The organism is Streptomyces sp. NPDC023573 (assembly GCF_055559735.1).
The window spans coordinates 856352-877316 of sequence record NZ_JBVHKB010000002.1; the positions used below are offsets into that span (position 1 = coordinate 856352).

The window sequence follows — 20965 nt, forward strand, 5'->3', positions numbered from 1 at the left end:
TCAGCCTAGCTTGAAGACCGCCGGTCTCTTGACATGAGACCGGCGGTCTTTTAAGTTTACCCATAACAGACCGACGGTTCTTTAGGAGTGCGTCATGAACGGCAGCTGGACCGAGCAGCACATCCCCGACCAGCGCGGACGGGTGGCGATCGTGACCGGCGCCAACACCGGGCTGGGCTTCGAGACCGCCCGGATTCTCGCGGGGCGCGGGGCGGCGGTGGTCCTGGCCGTCCGCGACACGGCGAAGGGCAAGCAGGCAGCCGCCCGCATCAACGGCGACGTCACCGTCCAGGCCCTCGACCTGACGTCCCTGGACTCGATCCGGTCCGCGGCGGCCGACCTGCGCGCGGCCCACCCGCGCATCGACCTGCTGATCAACAACGCCGGCGTGATGTACACCCCGAAGCAGACCACCGCCGACGGCTTCGAGCTGCAGTTCGGCACCAACCATCTGGGCCATTTCGCCCTCACCGGTCTGCTGCTGGACAGACTACTGCCCGTCCCCGGCTCCCGCGTCGTCACGGTCAGCAGCACCGGCCACCGCATCCGGGCCGCCATCCACTTCGACGACCTGCAGTGGGAGCGCTCGTACAGCCGCACCGCCGCCTACGGCCAGTCCAAACTCGCCAATCTGATGTTCACGTACGAACTGCAGCGCCGGCTCGCACCGCACGGCACCACGATCGCGGCAGCCGCCCATCCCGGCGTGTCCCACACCGAACTCATGCGCAACGCACCCGCCGCGCTCCGGGTGCCCGTCACCTGGCTCGCGCCGCTGCTCACTCAAAAGGCGGAGATGGGCGCCCTGCCCACCCTGCGGGCAGCCACCGATCCGGCCGTCACCGGCAGCCAGTACTACGGCCCCGGCAACCGGGGAGAGATCCGCGGCTACCCGAAGCTGGTCACCTCCAGCCCCGACTCCCACGACCAGGCCGTCCAGCGGCGCCTGTGGGCCGTATCCGAGGAGCTCACCGGGGTGACGTTTCCGTGCGGTGAAGCGGTCAATCACGCCACCGGCTCGACCGCAGGGCACCTGGCTCCGCGTGGCGGGACCGTCAGCGAGATCAGGTAGGCGTCGATCATCTCCTGCGCACAGCGGCTGCTGGTGTACGTGCCATGGCCCCAGCCCTCGTAGGTGTGCAGTACCGCGTTGTCGCCGAGCTGCTTCGCCACTTCCGCCGCCCAGTTGTAGCCGGTCGCCGGGTCGTGGAGCGAGTTGGTGAGCAGGAGGGGCCTGCTGCCCCGCACCTTCAGCCGGTGTTGAGGGTTGTCCGGTCCGGGCGCGCCGAGGCAGGCGGAGACGGACATCAGGGAGCGGGGGTACTTCATGTCCGGGGCGATCCGGCTGACGCGGCGCAGCTCCCGTGCGTACTCCTGGTAGCCACGGACCGGCAGACTCCAGTCCTGGCAGAAGATCTCGAAGGCGTTCTCCCCGAGCCCGGGTGCGGGGCCGGCCCCGGCCGTCACGGTCGCTCGCGCCGCCCCCGGTCCGCTTTCCGCCATCCCGTGGAGGAATGTGCCCAGCCTCCTCCACTCGGGGTCGTACAGCCGCTTCATCACCACGACGTTGAGGTCGAACGGAGTCAGCGCCTTACCGTCGGCCGCCAGCTCCCCCCGCTCGGCGCGTTCCAGCAGGTCCGCCCAGAGGGCCCGGACGTCCGAGCCGTGCAGGGCGCAGCTCTCGGTCCGTGCGCACCATGCCACGAACTCGTCGAAGGAGTCCTGGAGCGTGGCGGCCTGGGTGGAGAGGAACGCCCGGGTGCCCAGGCTGTGGTCCACCACACCCTCCAGAGCCATGGCCCGGACCCGCTTCGGATACTCCTCCGCGTACTGCTCGCCGAGCAGCGTGCCGTACGAACTGCCGTGGAAGGTGAGGGACTTCTCGCCGAGGGCCGCGCGGACCGCGTCGAGGTCCTTCACCGTGCTGAGGGTGTCGACGTGGTCGAAGAGCCCGTTCTCGGTGTTCTTCCGGCAGTCCGCGCGCAGTTCACGGTTGTACGTCGCCGTGGCGTCGAAGTCGGCCTGGCTCCTCATGACCGGCGACGGACGCCTGTCCAGGAGCTCCTGCGAGCAGAGGACCGGGTTGCTGAGCCCCACGCCGCGTGGATCGAAGCTGACGATGTCGAACCGGCTCCGGAGGTGGTCGCTGAACCGGCCCATGTTGCCCTCGTCCACGATCCGGCTCACGCCCGAGTCTCCGGGCCCGCCCGGCCCGAACACCATGGAGCCGACCCGCGCGCCCGGGTCCATGGCCTTACGCCGCGCGAGCTGGAGGTCGAAGCGCACCCCGTCCGGCTCATGCCAGTCCACCGGCACCGAGAGTGCCCCGCACTCCGCCGACGCATCGGTCTGGCACGGCTTCCACCGGATGTGCGCGCTCGCCCCGGCCGGCCCGGGCGGCACCCGCCCCGTACTCGCCGCCCCGGCCTCCCCGGGGCCTGGAGCCCCGCTCGCGACTTCCACGCCGGTGAAGCTGACCGCTACGGCCAGCACCGCACCCCAGGCGAGGTGCGACCGCCCTCGCTTCCGTAATCCCGACGCATGACCGCCCATCACAGCAACCCCTCACCTTGTCCGAGGCATCGAGCATCGTCCGCATGGGCGGCCCCCGACATCCGGCAAGACCCTGGAGTTCGCCCCTAAGGGTCCGCAGCAGCGGCGGCGGTGCGCGGCTTCACGGGCGGCGGGCGAGCACGTGGGTGTCGAGGTAGCCCCGCTCGGACGCGGGATCGAAGAGCAGCCGGGCGAACGGTGTGACCCCGGCGCCGGTGAGCAGTTCGGCGAACTGCTCCACCGGCCAGCTGTAGGCCGGCGCCACCTTGTGGTCGAAGCGGACGGGCCCGGGCCCCTCGGTACCGAAGAACGACGCCATGAGCAGACCGCCCGGCGCCAGTACACGGACCTGCTCGGCGAGCATCGCGGGCAGCTCGCCGGGCGGGGTGTGAATCATCGAGTAGTGGGCCAGCACACCGCCGAGCGCGCCGTCCTCGACCGGCAGGTCCTCCATGCGCGCCTGGTCGAACCGCAGGGCCGGATGGGCCTGCCGGGCGTGGTCGACCATGCCCGGGGAGAGGTCGAGCCCGAAGGCGTCCAGCCCCAGCTCGCTGAGCATGGCCGTCAGATGGCCCGGCCCGCAGCCGACGTCGGCCGTCCGCAGGTTCCCCGTCCCGCGTACGAGCTCGGCGAAGGTGCCGATCATGGACCGCGCGAACGGCTGTGTCTCCAGCCGGTCGGCGAACATCGACGCGTAGAGCTCGACGACCCCGTCGTAGGCCGTCCTGGTCCTGTCCTGGTGTCCCGCCACGGAAGGGAAGCTAACACCGGGCACCGACAAACGGTCCGGGCCGTTGACATCGCCCGAAGGCCGTTGCTTGGCTGGGCGCCGGGGGAACAAGCGCTTACGGGCCGGACTTTGGAGCGTACTGGTGGAGTTCTCGCGTCGTTCCGCACTGTCCGTGATCCCCGCCGCCACGCTCTGGGCACTGTCCCGGAGCCTGCGGGCCGAGGCCGCTCCCGGGCGCGGCACCACTGCCTCCCGGGAGGCGCCCGGCTCCCCGGAGAGGGACCCGGACGCCCTGCTCACCAACACCGTCGCGGTGTTCGCCGGCACCGCCGAGTCCAACGCCCGCCCCGAGGTCGCCCCCAAACTCGCCTCACTGCGGGCGACGGCGCTGGCCCGGCTCGCCGCGATGGACGGCGCCGGGCCGGACGAGCTCTTCGAGGGCCTGCCGCTCGGCACCAGCGACTCCGCCCTGAGCACCTCGTACCAGCACCTCTACGAGATCGCCCTCGCCACCCGCCTCCTCGGCGCCGCCGGACCGCAGGACGACGACACGGCCGTCCGGCGCCGGGTCGTCGACGGCCTGGTCCGCCTCCACGACGGCTGGTTCGGCGACCAGTCGAAGGGCTACTACGGCAACTGGTTCCACTGGGAGATCGGCATCCCGGCGTATGTGACCAAGACCCTGGTCCTGCTCAGGGAGGAGATCGCGGCGTACCGGCCGGAGCTCCCGGCGACGTACATCGCCTCCATGGACGCGTACCTCCGCAACGGCAAGGACGGCGACGTCGATCTCGACTCCCGCTTCCACACCGGCGCCAATCTCGCCGACATCACGACGAACCGGGTCCTCCAGGGCGCCCTGCTCGGTGACGGGGCCCGCATCACCAAGGCCCTCGCCGACCAGCTGACCGTCTTTTCGACGATCGACCCGTACCAGCCGCGCCACGGGGTCACCGACGGTTTCTACGCCGACGGCTCGTTCGTCCAGCACTCCTCCGTCGCGTACACCGGCTCCTACGGCAAGGGGCTGCTCACCCGCATCGTCCAGACCGTCAAGATCCTCGACGGCACCGGCTACCTCCCCGACGACAGCCTTGTCGGCATCGTGCGGGGCTGGGTCGCCGACGGCTTCGCCCCGCTGATCTTCGAAGGCTGGATGATGGAGATCGTCAAGGGGCGGGCGGTCTCCCGGACCGGCACGGGATACGCGGACGTCGCCGCCGTCATGGAGGCCGTCGTCGACCTCTCCGCGCACACCTCGGGCAGCGACGCCGAAGACCTCCAGGGGTACGTCAAACACGTGCGGGGGACCTCGAAGGTCGCCCTCGACCCCACGTCCTTCGTCTCGCCCGTCAGCATCGCCCGCTACGCCGACATCGTGGCCTCGCCCGTGCCCGCCCGGGACCTCGGCCCCACCGCCTCCCACAGCGCGTTCAACGCGATGGACCGCACCGTGCACCGCAGGCCCGGTTACGCCTTCGCCCTCGCCCGCAGCTCCGAACGCGTCAGCAAGTACGAGTACATGAGCGGCGAGAACCTGATGCCCTGGTTCCAGGGCGACGGCGCCCACTACCTCTATCTCTCCGGCGTGGACCAGCGGCAGGCCTTCGGCATCGACTACTTCACCGCCGTCCCGCCCCACCGCCTCGCGGGCGTCACCGCCCCCGTCGAGACGAGGCGTACCGTCCCCGAGCTCTACGGCACCCTCTGGTACGACAATCCGGAGCGCGGCTTCACCTCGTCCTCCGAGTCCCAGAACACGTACGTCTACTTCCCCCGCGCCACCCAGGCGTTCTCCGGCGGCGCCCGCCTCGGCGCGTACGGGGTCGCCGGATTCGTGCAGTCCGACGACGCCGCGTACGCCGCCCAGCAGGCGGGCGTCCTCCCTGCGGACTTCGTCGCCTACCGGGCGGCGGGCGCCACCAGGTCGTGGCTCATGTTCGACGACGAGATCCTCGTCCTCTCCGCGGGCGTGACCGGCCTGGCCGGCCGCGCGGTGACCACGACGGTCGACAGCCGCATCGCCGACCCCTCCTCCCCCGTCACCGTCACGGGCGCCCTGCGCGACGGATCCCCCTGGCAGACCGCCGGTACCGCGCCGCCGGCCTGGCTGCGGTACGCCGACGAAGGGCAGGGAACCGCGGTCGGCTACGTCTTCCTGTCCGGTCCCGCCCCGGTCGTCGCGCTCGGCACGGTCACGCGCAGCCGGCGTCTCGTACGGCTCACCAACGCGGACACGGCAGTGACCAAACAGCTCTTCACACTCTCCTACGAGCAGGCCGCCGGGGGCCGCCCCCTCGCGACGGCACACGCCCTCGTCCCGAACGCCTCGCCGCAGCAGCTGTCCTCGTACGCCCACGGCCCGCTCTCCGTGCTGTCCAACACGGTCCGCCTCCAGGCCGCCGTACACGCCCGCCTCGGCATCACCGCCGCCAACGCCTTCACCCCGGGGACGCACCACGCGGGACGCCTCTCGATCGACGGCCCGGCGTCGGTGCTGCTGCGCCGGACCGGAGGCGGCACGTACGCCATCGCGGTGTCGGACCCCACGACGAAGCGGCGCACCGTCTCGGTCACCCTCCACGGCCGGCCCCTGCGACACGTCTCGGCCGACACCGGCGTCCGTGTCCGCCATGTCCCCGGCGGCACCCGCGTCGACGTCACCACGCACCAGGCCTACGGGCGGAGCTTCACGGCGACCCTGACCGAGAGGCCCTGACCGGAACAGGACCTCCGGCGCACGGCGAGTGCAAGAATCCGCTGATGCCCTCACCATCGGAAACGATCGACGCGTCGGCCTCCGGCACCTGGAAACTCGGACACCTGACGGTCAACCGCCTGGGCTTCGGCTCGATGCGCCTCCCGCAGAACGGCGCGGCCTTCGGCGACGGAACTCCCAGCGACCGCGCCCGTGCGCTGGAGGTCCTGCGCCGCGCCGGGGAGGGATCGGGCGATGACCGGAGCGGGGCGGAGCTGACCGTCGCCGGCCGCCGCGGGGCGACACCCGCGCAGGTACGTCCGGCCTGGACGCTCCACCAGGGGCCGCACGTCCTCGCCATCCCCGGCACCGGCAACCCGGACCACCTCGCCGAGAACGTGGCCGCCGGGGCGCTGCGGCTCACGCCCGAAAACCTGCGCCTCCTCGCGTCATGAGCGGGGCCGGGGACGGGCGCGGGGCGGAGGCCGGGCGGGTCCTGCGCTGGAATCTCTTCATCGGCGGTCACCTGAGCTCCTCCGTACCCGTACGGCTGGTCGAACGCACGGACGAGGGCCAGTCGGTGTGGCTGGAGACCGGCACCCCGATGTGGCGTACGGACCTGCCCCGCGGGGCCCACCTCCGGGACATCGCGCCCGAGCACCGGCCGGCCCACGGCTATCCGGCGAAGGCCGGCCGGTGGCGCATGGGGAGCGCGCTCATCCACCAGCCGGCCGGGGGCGGCCACGCGGTGTTCTGGTTCTTCGGGCGGAGACAGAAGTTCGCCGGCTGGTACGTGAATCTTGAGCACCGGTCCCATCACGGCGACGACATCGACGTGAAGGACCACGAGCTGGACATCACCGTGGCGGCGGACCGCAGCTGGCGATGGAAGGACGAGCGGTCGTTCGCCGAGAAGACCGGGCACCCCGCGTACTGGTCGGCGGCGGAGGCGGTGGCGATCCGCACCGAGGGGGAACGTGTGGCCCGCCTCGCCGAGTCGGGGACGTTCCCGTTCGACGGCACCTGGTGCGACTTCAAGCCACCGTCCCACTGGAGAACCCCGGCCCGGGGACCGGCGCCCCTACGCACCGTGCTCTGAGAGGGGAGGCCGCGAGAGCTTCCACGTACGGCGCCTGACGACGCGTCGGCCGGAAGCCACCGGCGCACACACGGCTCTCGAACAGCGCGTACGAATGCCCACCGGCCCGTGAACGCATCGTCCGCATCCGGAACCATGGCCACCGTCGTTGCTAGCCGTCACACCGCGTGATACACAGAGTAACCATGCATATGCAGGCAGATCCCGACGCGAGCCGCAGGTCAGGGCGGCTTCTCCGGTCAAACGTGCGAGATCCGGGTAAAGAGACCCGGGAAGGCGTCGTGCGATGCCGGTTTCATCAGCGAAGATAGAGACCGACCCGTGTCGCACGGCGCGGGAAGCGAACTACCCAACAGGGGCGGTGACTTACATGATCCTGGCAGCTGAAAAGGGCGACATCACCACCATCATCGGCGGAATCGCCCCGAACTGGGGGCCGTTCGGGACCCTCGGCAACGAGGCGCGCATCATGATCGAGGTGGTGATGGCGATCGCCATCCTGCTCTGTCTCGGCATCGCGATCTGGGGTGCGGCGAAGCAGCGCATCGGGGCGACGGCGCTGCGCGACACCTTCAGCGCGGAACAGGGCAAGGGCCTGATCGTGGCGGGGCTGACCGGCGTCTTCATCATCGGATCGCTGGGCACGCTGTTCACCATCGTGTACGGCATGGCTGTCTGACCGGCGGTCAGTCGGCCGCCCTGCCACCGGGCCCCCTGTCCCGTCCACCCACACCATCCGTCCGTCGCGCCCACCGGCAGAGGTTGCGTTCCCTGATGTCGAGTCACCACACCGCGTCCACGCGGCAACCAGCACCACTACGGTCGTACCACGCGGAACCGCACACGGCTGAGGGGGCGTACGCGGCATGAGCCAGGGCGACGAGCGCGGCTACGGCGGCAACGAGCCGGGGGGCCACCCGGACGACGCGTACAGCACCCTCGGCGGGACGCGCCAGACCCGCACGCGTCTGCCCGGCGGTGACGAGGGCGACGGCTACGGCCGCAGGCCCGCCCGGAACTCCCGCTCGCTGATCACGGTGGTGGGTGTGGTGGTCCTCCTGGTCGCGGCGATCGCGTTCGCGAACCAGGGCGGGGGCAGCGGGTCGAACGGCGGCGGCAGCGAGAAGAAGTCGGAAGCGGCGGGCGCGGGCCCCACGGCCGCGACGGGCACGAAGCCGGTCCAGGGCAAGAACGGCACGATCGCCTCGGGCTTCGCGCGCGACGAGCAGGGGGCGCAGAGCGCTGCGGCGAATTACGCGGTGGCGCTGGGGTCGGACGGCATGTTCAACAACGCGCAGCGGCACAGCATCGTCCAGTCGATCGCCGACGCCAGCAAACTCGACGCGCTTCAGGCAGGCTTCGATGCCGACTACACGGAGCAGTTCGCAGCACAGATCGGTCTCAACGCTGACGGGCGCGCCCCGGCGGGATCGACGTTCGTCAACCGCACTCTCCCAGCGGGTACGAAAGTAAAGAGCTACTCAGCGAGCACAGCCCAGGTTGATGTCTGGTGCGTCGGCCTGTTCGGCTTGACCGGCGACGATTCCACCAAGCCGGTAACGAACGGTTGGTTCACCGTCTCCATGACTCTGAAGTGGGATGGGACGGACTGGAAGGTTCTGGAAACCGGGCAGAAGGAAGGGCCGACGCCGGTTTCGGGTGACAACCCTGTCTCCGGGTCAGATGAGATCGCTGATGCAGTCGAGCAGTACGGAGGGTTCACCTATGCCCGGTAGCCCTCGAGAGCGCATGCGGTCCGTCTTGGCCGTGTTCGCAGGCGTCCAAGCGTCATTGTTCCTGCTGGCAACGCGAGCCGCAGCAGAGCCAAGCCCCACACCGTCACCGTCGGGCAGCGGCGACCCATGCGAGTTGATCGCAGGCCCAGCACGCGACTACTGCGATGGCGGCGGCGCAGCACCCCGCAGCACACCCTCCACCCCCGACGACGCCCTCGACCCCCTCAGCTCCCTCGCCCGCGGCTGCGCCGACGCCGCCGTGTACCTCATCGGCGAGCTCAGCAAGGCCGTGGAGAGCACAGCGACCGTCGACTTCACCAACTCCACCTTCCGCGCCCAGTACGCCATCGTCTTCGCCGCTTCCAGCATCCTGACCCTGGTCCTGTGGCTCTTCGCCGTGGCCAAGCGCGCCATCCGCGGCGTGCCGTTCACCACCGCGGCCTCCGAGGCCCTCGGCTTCCTCTGGCTCACGGTCCTGGCCTCCGCCTTCACCCCGCTCATCCTGTACGTGGTCGTGTCGGCCACCGACGGGGTCTCCGAGGTCATCTCCGCGGCGACGGGCGGGCAGACCGATGTCTTCTTCGGCTCGTTCGCCGAGGCGCTGAAGAAGGGCGACGACATCGGTGGCGGCCCGATCATGCTGATCGTCGTCTCGCTCGTGTCGATCCTCGCCGCCGGCATCCTCTGGCTCGAGCTCGTGATCCGGGCCGCCCTGCTCTACGTGGGCGCCCTGCTGGGCGTCGTCGTGTACTCCGGGCTCGTCGACAAGAACATGTGGGGCCACGTCCGCCGCTGGGCGGGCATCATGATCGCCGTGATCATGGTGAAGCCCGTCATCGTCATCGTGCTCGGGCTCGCCGGAGCCCTCTCCGCCGACGACGGGCCCAACGCCTTCTCGGCCGTGGTCTCCGGCCTCTCCATCATCCTGCTGGCCATCTTCGCCTCCGCCATGATCTACCGCTTCGTCCCCGGCTTCGGCGACGAGATCCAGGGCGCGCGCACCAACCGCAAGCAGGCCACCGACGGCTCCCAGGCCGCCGCGATGATCAGCTCGCCCGCCGCTCTCGTCTCCCAGGGCATCAAGACGCACAGCGGCCGTGGCGGAGGCGGAGGCGAAGGAGGCGGCGGAGGCGGAGGCGCCCGGCCCGCCAACCCGGTCAGCGGCGGGGTCGCCGCCCACAGCACCCGTACCTCCGGCGGAGGCGGCTCCGCGCCCTCGCCCCGCAGCGGGTCCGGACCCACCTCCGGCACCCCTCACAGCAGCCGCTCCCCCCGAGGCGGTTCAGGCAGCACAGGTAACACGAGCACAGGAGGTGGAGGGCGTTGACGACCCAGTCCCACACGATCGCGCCCCGCCGTACGTATCTCATCGGCCGCGCCCGGCCGAACGCGATCGTCGGCAAGAACCGTGAAACGGGCGAGATCGCGCTGATCATCGCCGGAGCGTTCCTCGGCATGATGAGCGGACTTCTCGTCCCGGTCCTCTCCCTCCGGATCGTCACACTCGTGGGCTTCCCCATGCTGGCCCTGGCCGTCGTGTACTTCCCCTACAAGGGCCGCACCTTCTACAAATGGTTCGAGATCAACCGCAGCTTCAAGCGCACCCTGCGCCGCGGCACGGCCTACCGTTCCTCCGCGATGGAGGCCGGGGTCAGCGCCGACGGCCGTGAGGTGGAGATCGGGCCGCCGCCCGGCATCGGCCGCATCAGCTGGCTCGCCGCGCCGTTCGGCCCCGACGAGATCGCCGTACTGCTGCACGCCGACCGGCGTACGGTCACCGCCGCCATCGAGATCGAGGGCCCCGGGGTCGGCCTGCGCGACAGCGAGGACCAGGAGGCCCTGGTCGACCGTTTCGGCACCCTGCTCAAGCACGTGGCCAACGGCGACGGCTTCGTGACGCGCCTCCAGATGCTGGCCCGTACGCTGCCCGCCGACCCCGACGCCCACGCCAAGGACGTCGCCCAGCGCGGTGACAGGTCGGCGCCCGGCTGGCTCCAGGAGTCCTACGACCAGCTCCAGTCCATGGTGTCGACCTCCAGCGAGCAGCACCGCGCCTACCTCGTCGCCTGCATGCACTACAGCCGTGACCTGGCGGCCGAGGCCAACGCCATGGCCCGCGCCGTACGCCCCAAGGGCGGCCGCAAGATCGACCGCGACGCGGGGCTCGCCGTCGTCATGGCGCGCGAGCTGACCGACATCTGCGCCCGCCTCGCCGAGGCGGACATCAGGGTCCGCCAGCCGCTGGGCCAGAGCCGGCTGGCCTCCCTCGTGCACTCGATGTACGACCCGGACCACCCCATCGACCACATCCAGGCGATGACGAAGCGCAACGCCTGGCCGGCCGAACTCGACGCGGTGGAACCGACCTTCCTCCAGGCCAAGACCCGCGAGTCGACGACCCGTGCCCCCTGGTGCCACTCGACGGCCTGGGTGAAGGAATGGCCGATGACTCCCGTCGGCGTCAACTTCCTGGCCCCCCTCCTCGTCCACACGCCCGATGTGATCCGCACGGTCGCGGTCACCATGGACCTCGAACCCACCGAGATCGCCATCGAGCGCATGCTCACGGAGAAGACCAACGACGACGCCGAGGCCAGCCGCCAGGCCAAGATGAACCGCACGGTCGACCCGCGCGACATCGCCGCCCACGGCCGGCTCGACCAGCGGGGTGAAGATCTGGCGAGCGGCGCGGCCGGGGTGAATCTGGTGGGGTACATCACCGTGTCGTCCCGGTCCCCCGAGGCACTCGCCCGCGACAAGCGGACCATCCGGGCCTCGGCCGGCAAGTCGTATCTCAAGCTGGAGTGGTGCGACCGTGAGCACCATCGAGCCTTTGTGAACACCTTGCCGTTCGCCACCGGCATCCGTCGCTAACGAGAGGGCAGTCACGCCATGCGAGATCCGCTGTCCGCGTTGTCGGATGCCTTCACCGCCTTCCTCTTCGGCAACGTGGAGACGACCCGGCTGCCGGTGCGTACGTCGACGGGCCAGGCCCAGGCCGTCTACCTGCCGACCGCCGCGCCCGGCCTCGGCGACTCCGGCGTGATCATCGGGCGTGAGGTGTATTCGGGCAAGGGCTACATCTACGACCCGTTCCAGCTGTACGGGCAGCAGCTGCCCGCCCCGCACTGGCTGGTGCTCGGCGAGTCGGGCAACGGCAAGTCGGCACTGGAGAAGACCTATGTGCTGCGCCAGCTCCGCTTCCGCGACCGCCAGGTGGTCGTCCTGGACGCCCAGGGCGAGGACGGCGTCGGCGAGTGGAACCTCATCGCCGAGGAGCTGGGCATCACGCCCATCCGCCTCGACCCGACCGCCGCGCTGAACGACGGCATCCGGCTCAACCCGCTCGACCCGTCGATCACCACGACGGGCCAGCTCGCCCTGCTCCGTACGATCATCGAGGTCGCCATGGGCCATGGCCTCGACGAGCGGTCCGGCTTCGCCCTCAAGGTCGCACACGCGTACGTCAACGACACCATCGTCGACCGGCAGCCGGTCCTGATGGACATCGTGGAGCAACTGCGCCACCCCAAGCCCGAGTCCGCCGAAGCGATGAACGTGGACATAGACGACGTACGGGCCTGGGGCCTGGACGTCGCCCTCGTCCTGGACCGGCTCGTCGACGGTGACCTCCGCGGCATGTTCGACGGCCCGACCACGATCGGCATCGACCTCGACGCGCCGCTGATCGTCTTCGACCTCTCGCACATCGACCGGAATTCCATCGCGATGCCGATCCTCATGGCGATCGTCGGTGTCTGGCTGGAGCACACCTGGATCAGGCCCGACCGGAAGAAGCGCATCTTCCTGGTCGAGGAGGCCTGGCACATCATCAACTCGCCCTTCGTGGCGCAGCTCTTCCAGCGCCTGCTGAAGTTCGGCCGGCGGCTCGGGCTGTCCTTCGTCGCCGTCGTGCACCACCTCAGCGACGTCGTCGACGGAGCCGCGGCTAAGGAAGCGGCGGCCATCCTGAAGATGGCCTCCACCCGCACGATCTACGCCCAGAAGGCGGACGAGGCGAGAGCGACGGGCAAGGTGATCGGCCTGCCCAGGTGGGCGGTCGAGATCATCCCGACGCTGACCCCGGGCATCGCCGTATGGGACGTCAACGGCAACGTGCAGGTCGTCAAGCACCTGATCACCGAGGCGGAACGCCCCCTGGTCTTCACCGACCGCGCGATGACCGAGGGTTCCGCGGTGGACCTCCTCCCCGAGGACGTACGGGCCGCGGAGCTCGAGGCGGAGCAGCGGGCGGCGCGGATCGAGCACCAGCAACGGCTGAACGAGTCGTCCGAGTCAACGGTGGCATGACATGGCACGCCAGGCACCATCCGGTTCGGGGCGCGGCGAGGGCCAGGGCGGTGTCCCGGACGGGCTGCTGATCGGCCTGCTGGCCTTCCTCTTCGGGCTGACGGTCCTGGCCTGGACGGCCACGGGCCTCGCCGGGCTGTTCGCCCACGGAGGCTGGCCGGACGGCGTCTCGTTCCCGCGGACACCCCTGGCGCTGCGCGCCCTGGCCGTCGAGCCGACGGATCTGCCGGGTGCCTGGCCGGACACCCCGCCGGGCGAGCTCTCCGGGTACGGGCTGTTCTGGGGCCTGTTCATCGGTGAGGTGATGGTGCTGCTGGTCCTGACCGTGTTCGCGGTGGGTGTGGTGGCCCGCTGGCGGCTGGTCCGGAAACAGAGGCGCGCGGCAGCGTACGAATCTGCCCGGGCGCCCGTACGCACAGGCCCGGCGGCCCAGGAGCCCACACGGGGAGCGACGCCCACCGAGGCAGCACCCCGGGCGCCCGCACCCGCCCCCTCACCCGTGGAAACGGCCCCCGTGGAAGCGGCCTCCGTGGAAGCGGCCCCCGTGGAAGCGGCCCCCGCCCCACGCACGCAGGAGCCCGCTTTCGCCGCGTACGCGCGCGAGTCCGCCCCGCTGGTCCCTACGCCCCGTGCCCCGCACATCGTCTACGGCGCCTCCGCCACCCGCCGCCCCGCCGTCGTCCAGGCCATCCGGGACGCCGACGGCCCCGCACTCGTCGTGACCTCGGACCCCACCGTCTGGGCCGAGACGAAGGACGCCCGCAGCAAGCTCGGCCCGGTCCTCGTCTACGACCCGGGCCACCTCTGCGACACCCCGGACCGCCTCCACTGGTCCCCCGTCGCGGGCTGCGAGGACCCCGCCACCGCCGGCTCCCGGGCGACCGCCCTCCTCACCCCGGTCCGCCCCCTGGCCAGAGCCGACGCGGCCGTCGCCGACACCGCCCAGACCCTCCTCCGGTGCTGGCTGCACGCCGCCGCCGTGGACGGCCGCCCTTTCCGCCAGGTCCACCGCTGGGCCTCCGGCTCCGGCGCCCACGAGCCGGTCCGTGTGCTCCGTACGCACCCCAAGGCGGCGTCCGGGCTCGCCGGGCTCCTGGAGTCCTCGCTCACCGCCTATCCCGAACGCCGGGACATGGCCCAGGAACTGACCGTACGGGCCTTCGAGGCGCTCTCCTCGGTCCACATCCGGGATGCGTGCACACCCAACCGGGCTGATGCGCTCCTACTGGATTCTTTTGCAGACGAAGGGGGAACGCTCTATGTGGTGGGTGAACCCATCGAGGATCCTCACCACCATCCCGGTGCGATGCCCCTGCTCACCGCACTCACCTCGCACGTGGTCGAGCACGGCCGCCGCATGGCCGCACGGTCAACCGACGGTCGGCTCGACCCACCAATGGCGCTCGTCCTCGACGACGTCGCCGCCGTGGCTCCGCTCCCCGAGCTCCCGGACCTGCTTCTCTCCGGCCGGTCCCAGGGGATGCCCGCCCTGGTGTCGCTCCGCTCCGAGGAACAGGCCCGTGCCCGCTGGCGGGATCGCCTGTCGGCACCCGGCCCGGCCTGACCGTGACGAAAGCCGCCCCTACTGCGGCCGACGGATCTCGAACTCCAGCTCCAGGCAATCCGGATCACCCTGCATCGGCAGCGTCCGCCCCGTGGGGACGAAGCCGATCCGCCGGTAGGACGCCTCGGCACGCGCGTTGGCCTCGTGGACGTAGAGCCGCACCCGCTCCAGCGGCGGCCCGTCCAGCGACCAGGCCCAGTCGATCGCCTCGCGGAACAGCGCGTCCACCACCCCGCTCCCCCGGTGTTCCGGCCGCACGAACACCCCCACCAGGTGGGCCTGATCGACCTCTGCGGCCTCCCCGAACCCCGGCTCGCCCGCCGGCCGCTCGACGAGCACCGACACCGTCCCCGCCCACTGCCCGTCCGGAGCCTCGGCGACGAACTGACGGACGTGCGCCCCCTCGGCCGCACTCGCCGTCCGTTCCTGCCAGAACACATCGGGTTTGGCCAGGGCCTGCTCGGACGACTCCAGGAAGGCGATCGAGGCGACCGGGTCCCGCAGTGCCGCCAGCCGGATCTCCCTGGCCCGCTCCCACTCCTGCGCCCGCACCGCACGTACGACATAGTCCATCCGCCGATCGTGCCCTGCCGCCCCCACCACGGCAAACGAGATACCGCGCCCCTCTCAGCCGCCCAACGGCAGGGCGTTCCCGGCCGACTCGACGGACTCCTCGGCCGCGGAACCACCCGCCCACCCCCCGTCGTACCCCGGTACTACGGCCGGCCCCACGTCCAGCCCGCGGTCGGACGACCGCCACCCGCCCGCTCCGTAGCGTCGACGACATGATCAGGGCATACGAACTCACCAAGCGGTACGGGGACAGAACCGTCGTCCACGGCCTGGACTTCACCGTCCACCCGGGCACCGTCACCGGCTTCCTCGGACCCAACGGAGCCGGGAAGTCGACCACCATGCGCATGCTGCTCGGACTGGACGCCCCGACCGGCGGCCGGTCCACCATCGGCGGCCACGCCTACACCACCCACCCCGCACCGCTCACCGAGGTCGGGGCCCTCCTGGAAGCCCGGTCGGTCCATCCGGGGCGCACCGCCTTCAACCACCTCATGGCCCTCGCCCACACCCACGGCATCCCCCGCCGTCGCGTCGAGCACGTCCTGGAGCTGGCCGGCCTCACCGGAGCCGCCCACAAGAGGATCAAGGGCTTCTCGCTCGGCATGGGACAGCGCCTCGGCATCGCCGCCGCACTCCTCGGCGACCCGGCGACCCTCATCCTCGACGAACCGGTCAACGGACTGGACCCCGAAGGCGTCCTCTGGATCCGCACCCTGCTCACCTCCCTCGCCGCGGAGGGCCGGACCGTCCTCGTCTCCTCCCACCTCATGAGCGAAATGGCGCTCACCGCCGACCACCTCGTCATCATCGGCCGCGGCCGGCTCCTCGCCGACACCACCGTCGGCGAACTGGTCCGCGCGGCGGGCGGCGCCTCGGTCAAGGTCGTCACCCCGCAGGCCGGCGTCTTGCGCACCCTGCTCACCGGTCCCGGTGTGCGGATCACCACCGGTGCCACCGACGAGCTCACCGTCCACGGCACCGACGCCGCCCACATCGGCCGTACCGCCGCCGAACACGGCGTCCCGCTCCATGAACTCACACCACAGACCGTCTCCCTGGAACGGGCCTTCATGGACCTCACCCAGGAATCCGTCGAATACCGGACCACCGCACCCACGACCGGAGCCCTCGCATGACCACCGCCACGGCGCCCTCCCCGTACCGCCTCACCCCGCGCCACGTCCTGCGCTCCGAATGGCACAAACTCTGGTCCCTGCGCTCGACCTGGATCACCCTCCTGTCGGCGGCGGCGCTGGTGCTCGGGATCGGGCTGATCATGGGCGCCACGTACACATCGGGCGGCGGCGACGCCGACATCGACACCGTCGTCCTGGTCCTCTACGGCACCCAACTGGGCCAGATGTGCCTCGCGGTCCTCGGCATCCTCGTCACGGCCGGCGAGTACTCCACCGGAATGATCCGTGCCTCGCTCACCGTCGTACCGCGCAGGCTTCCCGTCCTGTGGGCCAAGAGCGCGGTGTTCACCGTCGTCGCCTTCCTCTCGATGCTCGCCACCGCGCTGACCACATTCCTCGCCGCCCAGCTCTTCCTGGGCGACACCGACAAGGCCGCTGGGCTCACCGATCCGGGCACCCTCGGTGCCGTGGCGGGCACCGCCGTCGCCATCACCCTGCTCAGCCTGATCGGTCTCGGCCTCGGCGCCACCCTCCGCTCCGTACCCGGCAGCATCGGGGCGTACATCGGCGGTGTCCTGATCCTGCCCGAGGTTCTCGGCGTACTTCCGTACGATGCCGTGGACAGCGCTCTGAAGTACTTCCCGACCCAGGCCGCCGGAGCGCTCGGCTCGGCGACCCCGCTCCCGGACGCCGCGAGCACCGGCGCGGCTCTGCTCGCCCTGTGCCTGTGGGCGGGAGCGTCACTCGGCGCGGGCGCGGTCGTCCTGCGCCGCAGGGACGCGTGACGGTGAGCACGGGCGGACGGACGGAGGACGGACAGGGTGGGTGACGACAAGGACCCCTACTCCGGGCGCCCGGCCCCGGGGACGGCGTCGCTGACCCTGTACATCCAGGCACTGCTGCAACGGCTCCGCGCCCTCGACCGCCGCCGGCCGATGCTCTGGGACACGGTGGTCACCGGCTTCTGGGTCGTCGTCGCCGTGCTCGACTACAGCACCGGCGGCTGGCGCACTGTCGCCCGCAACGTGGAGGCGCCGGAGCCGCTGGTCCTCCTGATGAGCCTGTGTTTCTCCGTCCCCCTGCTGTGGCGCCGCCGCCGGCCGATGGCCGTACTCGTCCTGATGGCCCCGGTCTCCCTGCTGAACATCTGGACGGGCGCCGTCGTCCAGGCCGCCCTGCTCCAGCTCATCCCCGCGTACACGATCGCCCTCCGGCTGCCGTTCAGGACGCTGGCCCGGGCAGGTCTGCTGCTGTGCCTGCCCGCCGCCACCGGAGCTGTCCTGATCCCCGGCACCGCAGACCGGCAACTCGTCTCCTACCTCTGGGGATTCGTCTTCGTCACACTGCTCGCCATCGTGGTACGTACCCGCCGCGACTACACCGAGGCCCTCGTCGAACGCGCCCACCGGCTCGAACGCGAACGTGACCAGCAGGCCCAGCTCGCGGCCGCCGCCGAACGCGCCCGTATCGCCCGCGAGATGCACGACATCATTGGTCACAACCTCTCCGTCATCACGGGCCTGGCCGACGGCGGTTCCTACGCCGCGGCCAAGAACCCGGAACGCGCCGGCCAGGCCCTCGAAGCCATCGGCACGACGAGCCGGCAGGCACTCGCCGAACTACGGCGCGTACTGGGCGTCCTGAGCGAACCCGCCCCGGCCGCCGACCTGGCGCCCCAGCCCTCACTCGCCGACCTGGACACCCTGCTCACCGGCGTACGGGAAGCGGGACTGCCCGTACGGCTCACGGTCCACGGCACCCCACCGTCCGCCCCCGCCTCGCCCGGACACCAACTCGCCGTCTACCGCGTGGTCCAGGAATCCCTCACCAACACCCTGAAACACGCCGGTCCCGAGGCCACCGCCGAGGTCGTCCTCACCTACACGCCGACCGGCCTGGAGGTACGGACCACGGACTCCGGCGGAGGGCCGCGGGCCCCGGAAAGCAAAAGCCCCGGTCACGGACGGGGCATCAGCGGAATGCGCGAGCGCGCCTCGCTCTACAACGGCACACTCGAATCGCGTCGGCTCCCCGCCGGCGGCTGGCAGACCCGACTCCGCCTTCCCCTGGAGGACACACCGCCGTGACCACGGTACTCATCGCCGACGACCAGGCCATGCAGCGCTTCGGCTTCCGCATGCTGCTGGAGAGCCAGGACGACATGACCGTCGTCGGTGAAGCGGCCAACGGCACGGAGGCCGTGGGCCTGGTCGCCCGCCACCAACCGGACGTCGCGCTCATGGACATCCGGATGCCGGGACTCGACGGCATCGAGGCCACACGCCGCATCGTCACCTCCGGGGCCCGCACCCGGGTCCTCATCGTGACGACCTTCGACCTGGACGAGTACGCCTACGACGGCCTGCGGGCCGGCGCGAGCGGCTTCCTCGTCAAGGACGCCCTGCCCGAGGAACTCCTCTCCGGCATCCGCGCAGTCGCGAGCGGGGACGCGGTCGTCGCCCCGAGCCTCACCCGCCGGCTCCTGGACGCCTATGTGCACCACCTGCCGGCCGCACCCGGCGACAACCCTGTCCACGGAGACCCGCGCATCACGTCGCTGACGGAGCGGGAGAGAGAAATCCTCACGGTCATCGGGCAGGGCTGGACGAACACCGAGATCGCCGAACGCCTCCACCTCGCCGAATCGACGGTGAAGACACACGTCACCCGCATCCTCGCCAAGACAGGGTCCCGGGACCGCGTCCAGGCCGTCATCCTGGCGTACGACACCCGCATGGTGAACCCGCGGTGATCGCGCCCTTCACGGCTGAGTCCGGTTGAGCCGGGCGGCCTGGCGCGTCAGATGGTCCCGCTCGGCGTGGTTGGACGCCTTCAGGGCCGCCTCCGCGTACAGCCGTGCGGCCGTGGCCGGATCGCCGTCACGCTCGTGGAGGTACGCCGCCACCGCCGTGTAGCGGGGGACGGAGTCTCCCCCGCTCGACCTGTCCAGCCCGTCGAGCGCCGCCAGGCCGGCACGCGGTCCGTCGGCCTCACCGACGGCCACCGCACGGTTCAGCAGAACCACAGGGCTGTCCGTCAGGCGTGCGAGCTCGTCGTACCACTCGACGATCTGCACCCAGTCGGTCTCCTCGGCAGCCTGCGCGTCCGCGTGAAGCGCCGCGATGGCGGCCTGCGCCTGGTACTCCCCCAGCCGGTCACGGGCGAGGGCCGCCTGCAGGATCTCCACCCCGGCGGCGATCAACTCGGTGTCCCAGAGCCCCCGGTCCTGCTCGGCGAGCGGCACCAGAGCCCCGTCGGGCGCGGTCCTGGCCGCACGCCGGGCATGGTGGAGCAACATCAGGGCCAGCAGCCCCGCGACCTCGGGATGGTCGACCGAGCCGGCGAGCTGCCGGGTGAGGCGGATCGCCTCGGCGGCCAGGTCGACATCACCGGAGTACCCCTCGTTGAAGACGAGATACAGCACGCGCAGCACCGTGGCCACGTTGCCGGGCTGGTCGAACCGCACCCCCGACACGGTGCGCTTGGCCCGGCTGATCCGCTGCGCCATGGTCGCCTCGGGCACCAGATAGGCCTCGGCGATCTGCCGGGTGGTCAGCCCACCGACGGCGCGCAGCGTCAGCGCGACCGCCGAAGCCGGGGTCAACGACGGGTGCGCACACAGGAAGTAGAGCTGGAGCGTGTCGTCCACCGCCCGCGCCGGCCCGGGCTCCGGCTCCTCCTCGACGCGATCCTCACGCCGGCGGCGGGCGCTGTCCGCCCGGGCCGCATCGAGAAACTTACGCCAGGCGACCGTGACCAGCCAGCCCTTCGGGTCGCGCGGACGGTCGGCCGCCCAGACCCGCAAGGCCTCGACCAGAGCCTCCTGAACGGCGTCCTCGGCCGCCGCGAAATCAGCTCCGCGGCGGACGAGAACGGTGAGCACACCCGGCGTGAGGCTCCTGAGCAGAACCTCGTCCATCGGTGACGTCACTCCGTGATGGTGGGAGGCGCGGTGAGGAACGGGCGCACCTCAAGCCACTCGTGGATCGGCTTGCCGCCCGCCCCCGGCGCGGCAGACAGCTCCCCGGCCAGCTCGACGGCACGGTCGTAGCTGTCCACGTCGATGATCATCCAGCCCGCGATGAGGTCCTTGGTCTCCGCGAACGGACCATCGGTGACCGGCGGCCGCCCCTCGCCGTCGTAACGGACCCAGGCCCCCTCGGGGGCGAGCGCCTGACCGTCGACGAACTCCCCGGTCTTCTCCAGCCGTTCCGCGAAGTCGTTCATGTACTGCACGTGGGCCGAGATCTCCTCCGGCGTCCACCGGTCCATCGGCACGTCGTTGACCGCAGCCGGGGCGCCACGGTAGTGCTTGAGCAGCAGGTACTTGGCCATTGCGTTCTCCTCGATGCTGGTGCGACCCCATTGTGGTCGCCTTCACTACGGGGACGAAGCCAGGCACGGGTTCTCGACATCGCGGGCCAAACTTTTCTGAACGACCCTTCCGTCACTGTCAGTGACGGGCTTTGAACGCAGAAAAGCCCCGTGCCACAAGGGCACGGGGCTAGTCCGTAATATTTGTTCGGCGGCGTCCTACTCTCCCACAGGGTCCCCCCTGCAGT

General features: G+C 70.8%; 18 protein-coding genes and 1 pseudogene. 14 read left to right on the plus strand and 5 right to left on the minus strand.

Translation table 11 applies throughout. The features are described 5' to 3' along the window. Positions 1–94 precede the first annotated feature (94 nt). Positions 95–1072 (plus strand): SDR family NAD(P)-dependent oxidoreductase, encoded by a 978-nt coding sequence (locus ACZ32T_RS10620; RefSeq protein ID WP_467272852.1) that lies wholly within the window; start codon positions 95–97, stop codon positions 1070–1072. On the opposite strand, the gene ACZ32T_RS10625 is transcribed toward ACZ32T_RS10620, so the two are convergent. Both ACZ32T_RS10625 and ACZ32T_RS10630 read right to left on the minus strand, forming a co-directional pair. Continuing rightward, positions 1006–2310 carry an alpha/beta hydrolase gene (locus tag ACZ32T_RS10625; protein ID WP_467366261.1) on the minus strand — a complete coding sequence of 435 codons (1305 nt, stop codon included), beginning with the start codon at positions 2308–2310 and terminating at the stop codon, positions 1006–1008. The two genes, ACZ32T_RS10620 and ACZ32T_RS10625, sit on opposite strands and share 67 nt — an antisense overlap. A gap of 364 nt (positions 2311–2674) precedes the next feature. Then, positions 2675–3304 carry a class I SAM-dependent methyltransferase gene (locus tag ACZ32T_RS10630; RefSeq protein ID WP_467366263.1) on the minus strand — a complete coding sequence of 210 codons (630 nt, stop codon included), beginning with the start codon at positions 3302–3304 and terminating at the stop codon, positions 2675–2677. A 121-nt stretch (positions 3305–3425) separates the two neighbouring features. On the opposite strand from ACZ32T_RS10630, the gene ACZ32T_RS10635 reads away from it, so the two are divergent. From ACZ32T_RS10635 to ACZ32T_RS10675, 9 genes and pseudogenes are all read left to right on the plus strand, one after another. Then, on the plus strand, positions 3426–6002 hold the full coding sequence (locus ACZ32T_RS10635; protein ID WP_467366265.1) for a polysaccharide lyase family 8 super-sandwich domain-containing protein: 2577 nt from the start codon (positions 3426–3428) through the stop codon (positions 6000–6002). Between the two features lie 215 nt (positions 6003–6217). After that, positions 6218–6436: pseudogene (locus ACZ32T_RS10640) on the plus strand (aldo/keto reductase); the annotation flags it as partial. Then, complete coding sequence (locus ACZ32T_RS10645; RefSeq protein ID WP_467366267.1) at positions 6433–7080, plus strand: ribonuclease FAU-1 family protein; 648 nt, start codon at positions 6433–6435, stop codon at positions 7078–7080. The pseudogene ACZ32T_RS10640 and the gene ACZ32T_RS10645, both read left to right, overlap by 4 nt. 370 nt (positions 7081–7450) lie before the next feature. Next, entirely contained in the window at positions 7451–7759 is a 309-nt protein-coding gene (locus ACZ32T_RS10650; protein WP_015610155.1) for a hypothetical protein, read from the plus strand. Between the two features lie 187 nt (positions 7760–7946). Beyond that, positions 7947–8816, plus strand: coding sequence for a DUF8175 domain-containg protein (locus ACZ32T_RS10655; RefSeq protein WP_467366269.1), 870 nt, complete (start codon positions 7947–7949; stop codon positions 8814–8816). Further along, on the plus strand, positions 8806–10143 hold the full coding sequence (locus ACZ32T_RS10660; RefSeq protein WP_467366271.1) for a hypothetical protein: 1338 nt from the start codon (positions 8806–8808) through the stop codon (positions 10141–10143). The genes ACZ32T_RS10655 and ACZ32T_RS10660 overlap by 11 nt, the downstream gene beginning before the upstream one ends. After that, on the plus strand, positions 10140–11690 hold the full coding sequence (locus ACZ32T_RS10665) for an SCO6880 family protein (protein ID WP_467272867.1): 1551 nt from the start codon (positions 10140–10142) through the stop codon (positions 11688–11690). The genes ACZ32T_RS10660 and ACZ32T_RS10665 overlap by 4 nt, the downstream gene beginning before the upstream one ends. A gap of 18 nt (positions 11691–11708) precedes the next feature. Continuing rightward, on the plus strand, positions 11709–13127 hold the full coding sequence (locus ACZ32T_RS10670; RefSeq protein ID WP_467272869.1) for an ATP-binding protein: 1419 nt from the start codon (positions 11709–11711) through the stop codon (positions 13125–13127). 1 nt (position 13128) lies between these two features. After that, on the plus strand, positions 13129–14691 hold the full coding sequence (locus ACZ32T_RS10675) for a type IV secretory system conjugative DNA transfer family protein (RefSeq protein WP_467366273.1): 1563 nt from the start codon (positions 13129–13131) through the stop codon (positions 14689–14691). An 18-nt stretch (positions 14692–14709) separates the two neighbouring features. On the opposite strand, the gene ACZ32T_RS10680 is transcribed toward ACZ32T_RS10675, so the two are convergent. Continuing rightward, positions 14710–15264 (minus strand): GNAT family N-acetyltransferase, encoded by a 555-nt coding sequence (locus tag ACZ32T_RS10680; protein WP_467366275.1) that lies wholly within the window; start codon positions 15262–15264, stop codon positions 14710–14712. A gap of 212 nt (positions 15265–15476) precedes the next feature. Between ACZ32T_RS10680 and ACZ32T_RS10685 the strand changes: the two genes are divergently transcribed. The 4 genes from ACZ32T_RS10685 to ACZ32T_RS10700 are packed head-to-tail and all read left to right on the plus strand — an operon-like array spanning position 15477 to position 19155. After that, positions 15477–16403 carry an ATP-binding cassette domain-containing protein gene (locus ACZ32T_RS10685; RefSeq protein WP_467366277.1) on the plus strand — a complete coding sequence of 309 codons (927 nt, stop codon included), beginning with the start codon at positions 15477–15479 and terminating at the stop codon, positions 16401–16403. Further along, positions 16400–17188 carry an ABC transporter permease gene (locus ACZ32T_RS10690; RefSeq protein ID WP_467272876.1) on the plus strand — a complete coding sequence of 263 codons (789 nt, stop codon included), beginning with the start codon at positions 16400–16402 and terminating at the stop codon, positions 17186–17188. Before ACZ32T_RS10685 ends, ACZ32T_RS10690 begins: the two co-directional genes overlap by 4 nt. A gap of 36 nt (positions 17189–17224) precedes the next feature. Then, on the plus strand, positions 17225–18490 hold the full coding sequence (locus ACZ32T_RS10695) for a sensor histidine kinase (RefSeq protein ID WP_467366279.1): 1266 nt from the start codon (positions 17225–17227) through the stop codon (positions 18488–18490). Continuing rightward, entirely contained in the window at positions 18487–19155 is a 669-nt protein-coding gene (locus ACZ32T_RS10700; RefSeq protein ID WP_467272881.1) for a response regulator, read from the plus strand. The genes ACZ32T_RS10695 and ACZ32T_RS10700 overlap by 4 nt, the downstream gene beginning before the upstream one ends. 9 nt (positions 19156–19164) lie before the next feature. Here the strand turns inward: ACZ32T_RS10700 and ACZ32T_RS10705 are convergent, their stop codons facing one another. Both ACZ32T_RS10705 and ACZ32T_RS10710 read right to left on the minus strand, forming a co-directional pair. Then, the gene (locus tag ACZ32T_RS10705) at positions 19165–20322 is read right to left on the minus strand and encodes an RNA polymerase sigma factor (RefSeq protein WP_467366281.1); all 1158 of its coding nucleotides are present in this window, start codon (positions 20320–20322) and stop codon (positions 19165–19167) included. Positions 20323–20330: 8 nt separating this feature from the next. After that, on the minus strand, positions 20331–20738 hold the full coding sequence (locus ACZ32T_RS10710) for a YciI family protein (protein WP_467366283.1): 408 nt from the start codon (positions 20736–20738) through the stop codon (positions 20331–20333). Positions 20739–20965 lie beyond the last annotated feature (227 nt).

Coding starts and splice junctions, on each gene's coding strand:
- ACZ32T_RS10620 (WP_467272852.1), top strand. CDS start 95: ATGAACGGCAGCTGGACCGAGCAGCACATCCCCGACCAGCGCGGACGG.
- ACZ32T_RS10645 (WP_467366267.1), top strand. CDS start 6,433: ATGAGCGGGGCCGGGGACGGGCGCGGGGCGGAGGCCGGGCGGGTCCTG.
- ACZ32T_RS10650 (WP_015610155.1), top strand. CDS start 7,451: ATGATCCTGGCAGCTGAAAAGGGCGACATCACCACCATCATCGGCGGA.
- ACZ32T_RS10655 (WP_467366269.1), top strand. CDS start 7,947: ATGAGCCAGGGCGACGAGCGCGGCTACGGCGGCAACGAGCCGGGGGGC.
- ACZ32T_RS10660 (WP_467366271.1), top strand. CDS start 8,806: ATGCCCGGTAGCCCTCGAGAGCGCATGCGGTCCGTCTTGGCCGTGTTC.
- ACZ32T_RS10670 (WP_467272869.1), top strand. CDS start 11,709: ATGCGAGATCCGCTGTCCGCGTTGTCGGATGCCTTCACCGCCTTCCTC.
- ACZ32T_RS10675 (WP_467366273.1), top strand. CDS start 13,129: ATGGCACGCCAGGCACCATCCGGTTCGGGGCGCGGCGAGGGCCAGGGC.
- ACZ32T_RS10680 (WP_467366275.1), bottom strand. CDS start 15,264: ATGGACTATGTCGTACGTGCGGTGCGGGCGCAGGAGTGGGAGCGGGCC.
- ACZ32T_RS10685 (WP_467366277.1), top strand. CDS start 15,477: ATGATCAGGGCATACGAACTCACCAAGCGGTACGGGGACAGAACCGTC.
- ACZ32T_RS10690 (WP_467272876.1), top strand. CDS start 16,400: ATGACCACCGCCACGGCGCCCTCCCCGTACCGCCTCACCCCGCGCCAC.
- ACZ32T_RS10705 (WP_467366281.1), bottom strand. CDS start 20,322: ATGGACGAGGTTCTGCTCAGGAGCCTCACGCCGGGTGTGCTCACCGTT.
- ACZ32T_RS10710 (WP_467366283.1), bottom strand. CDS start 20,738: ATGGCCAAGTACCTGCTGCTCAAGCACTACCGTGGCGCCCCGGCTGCG.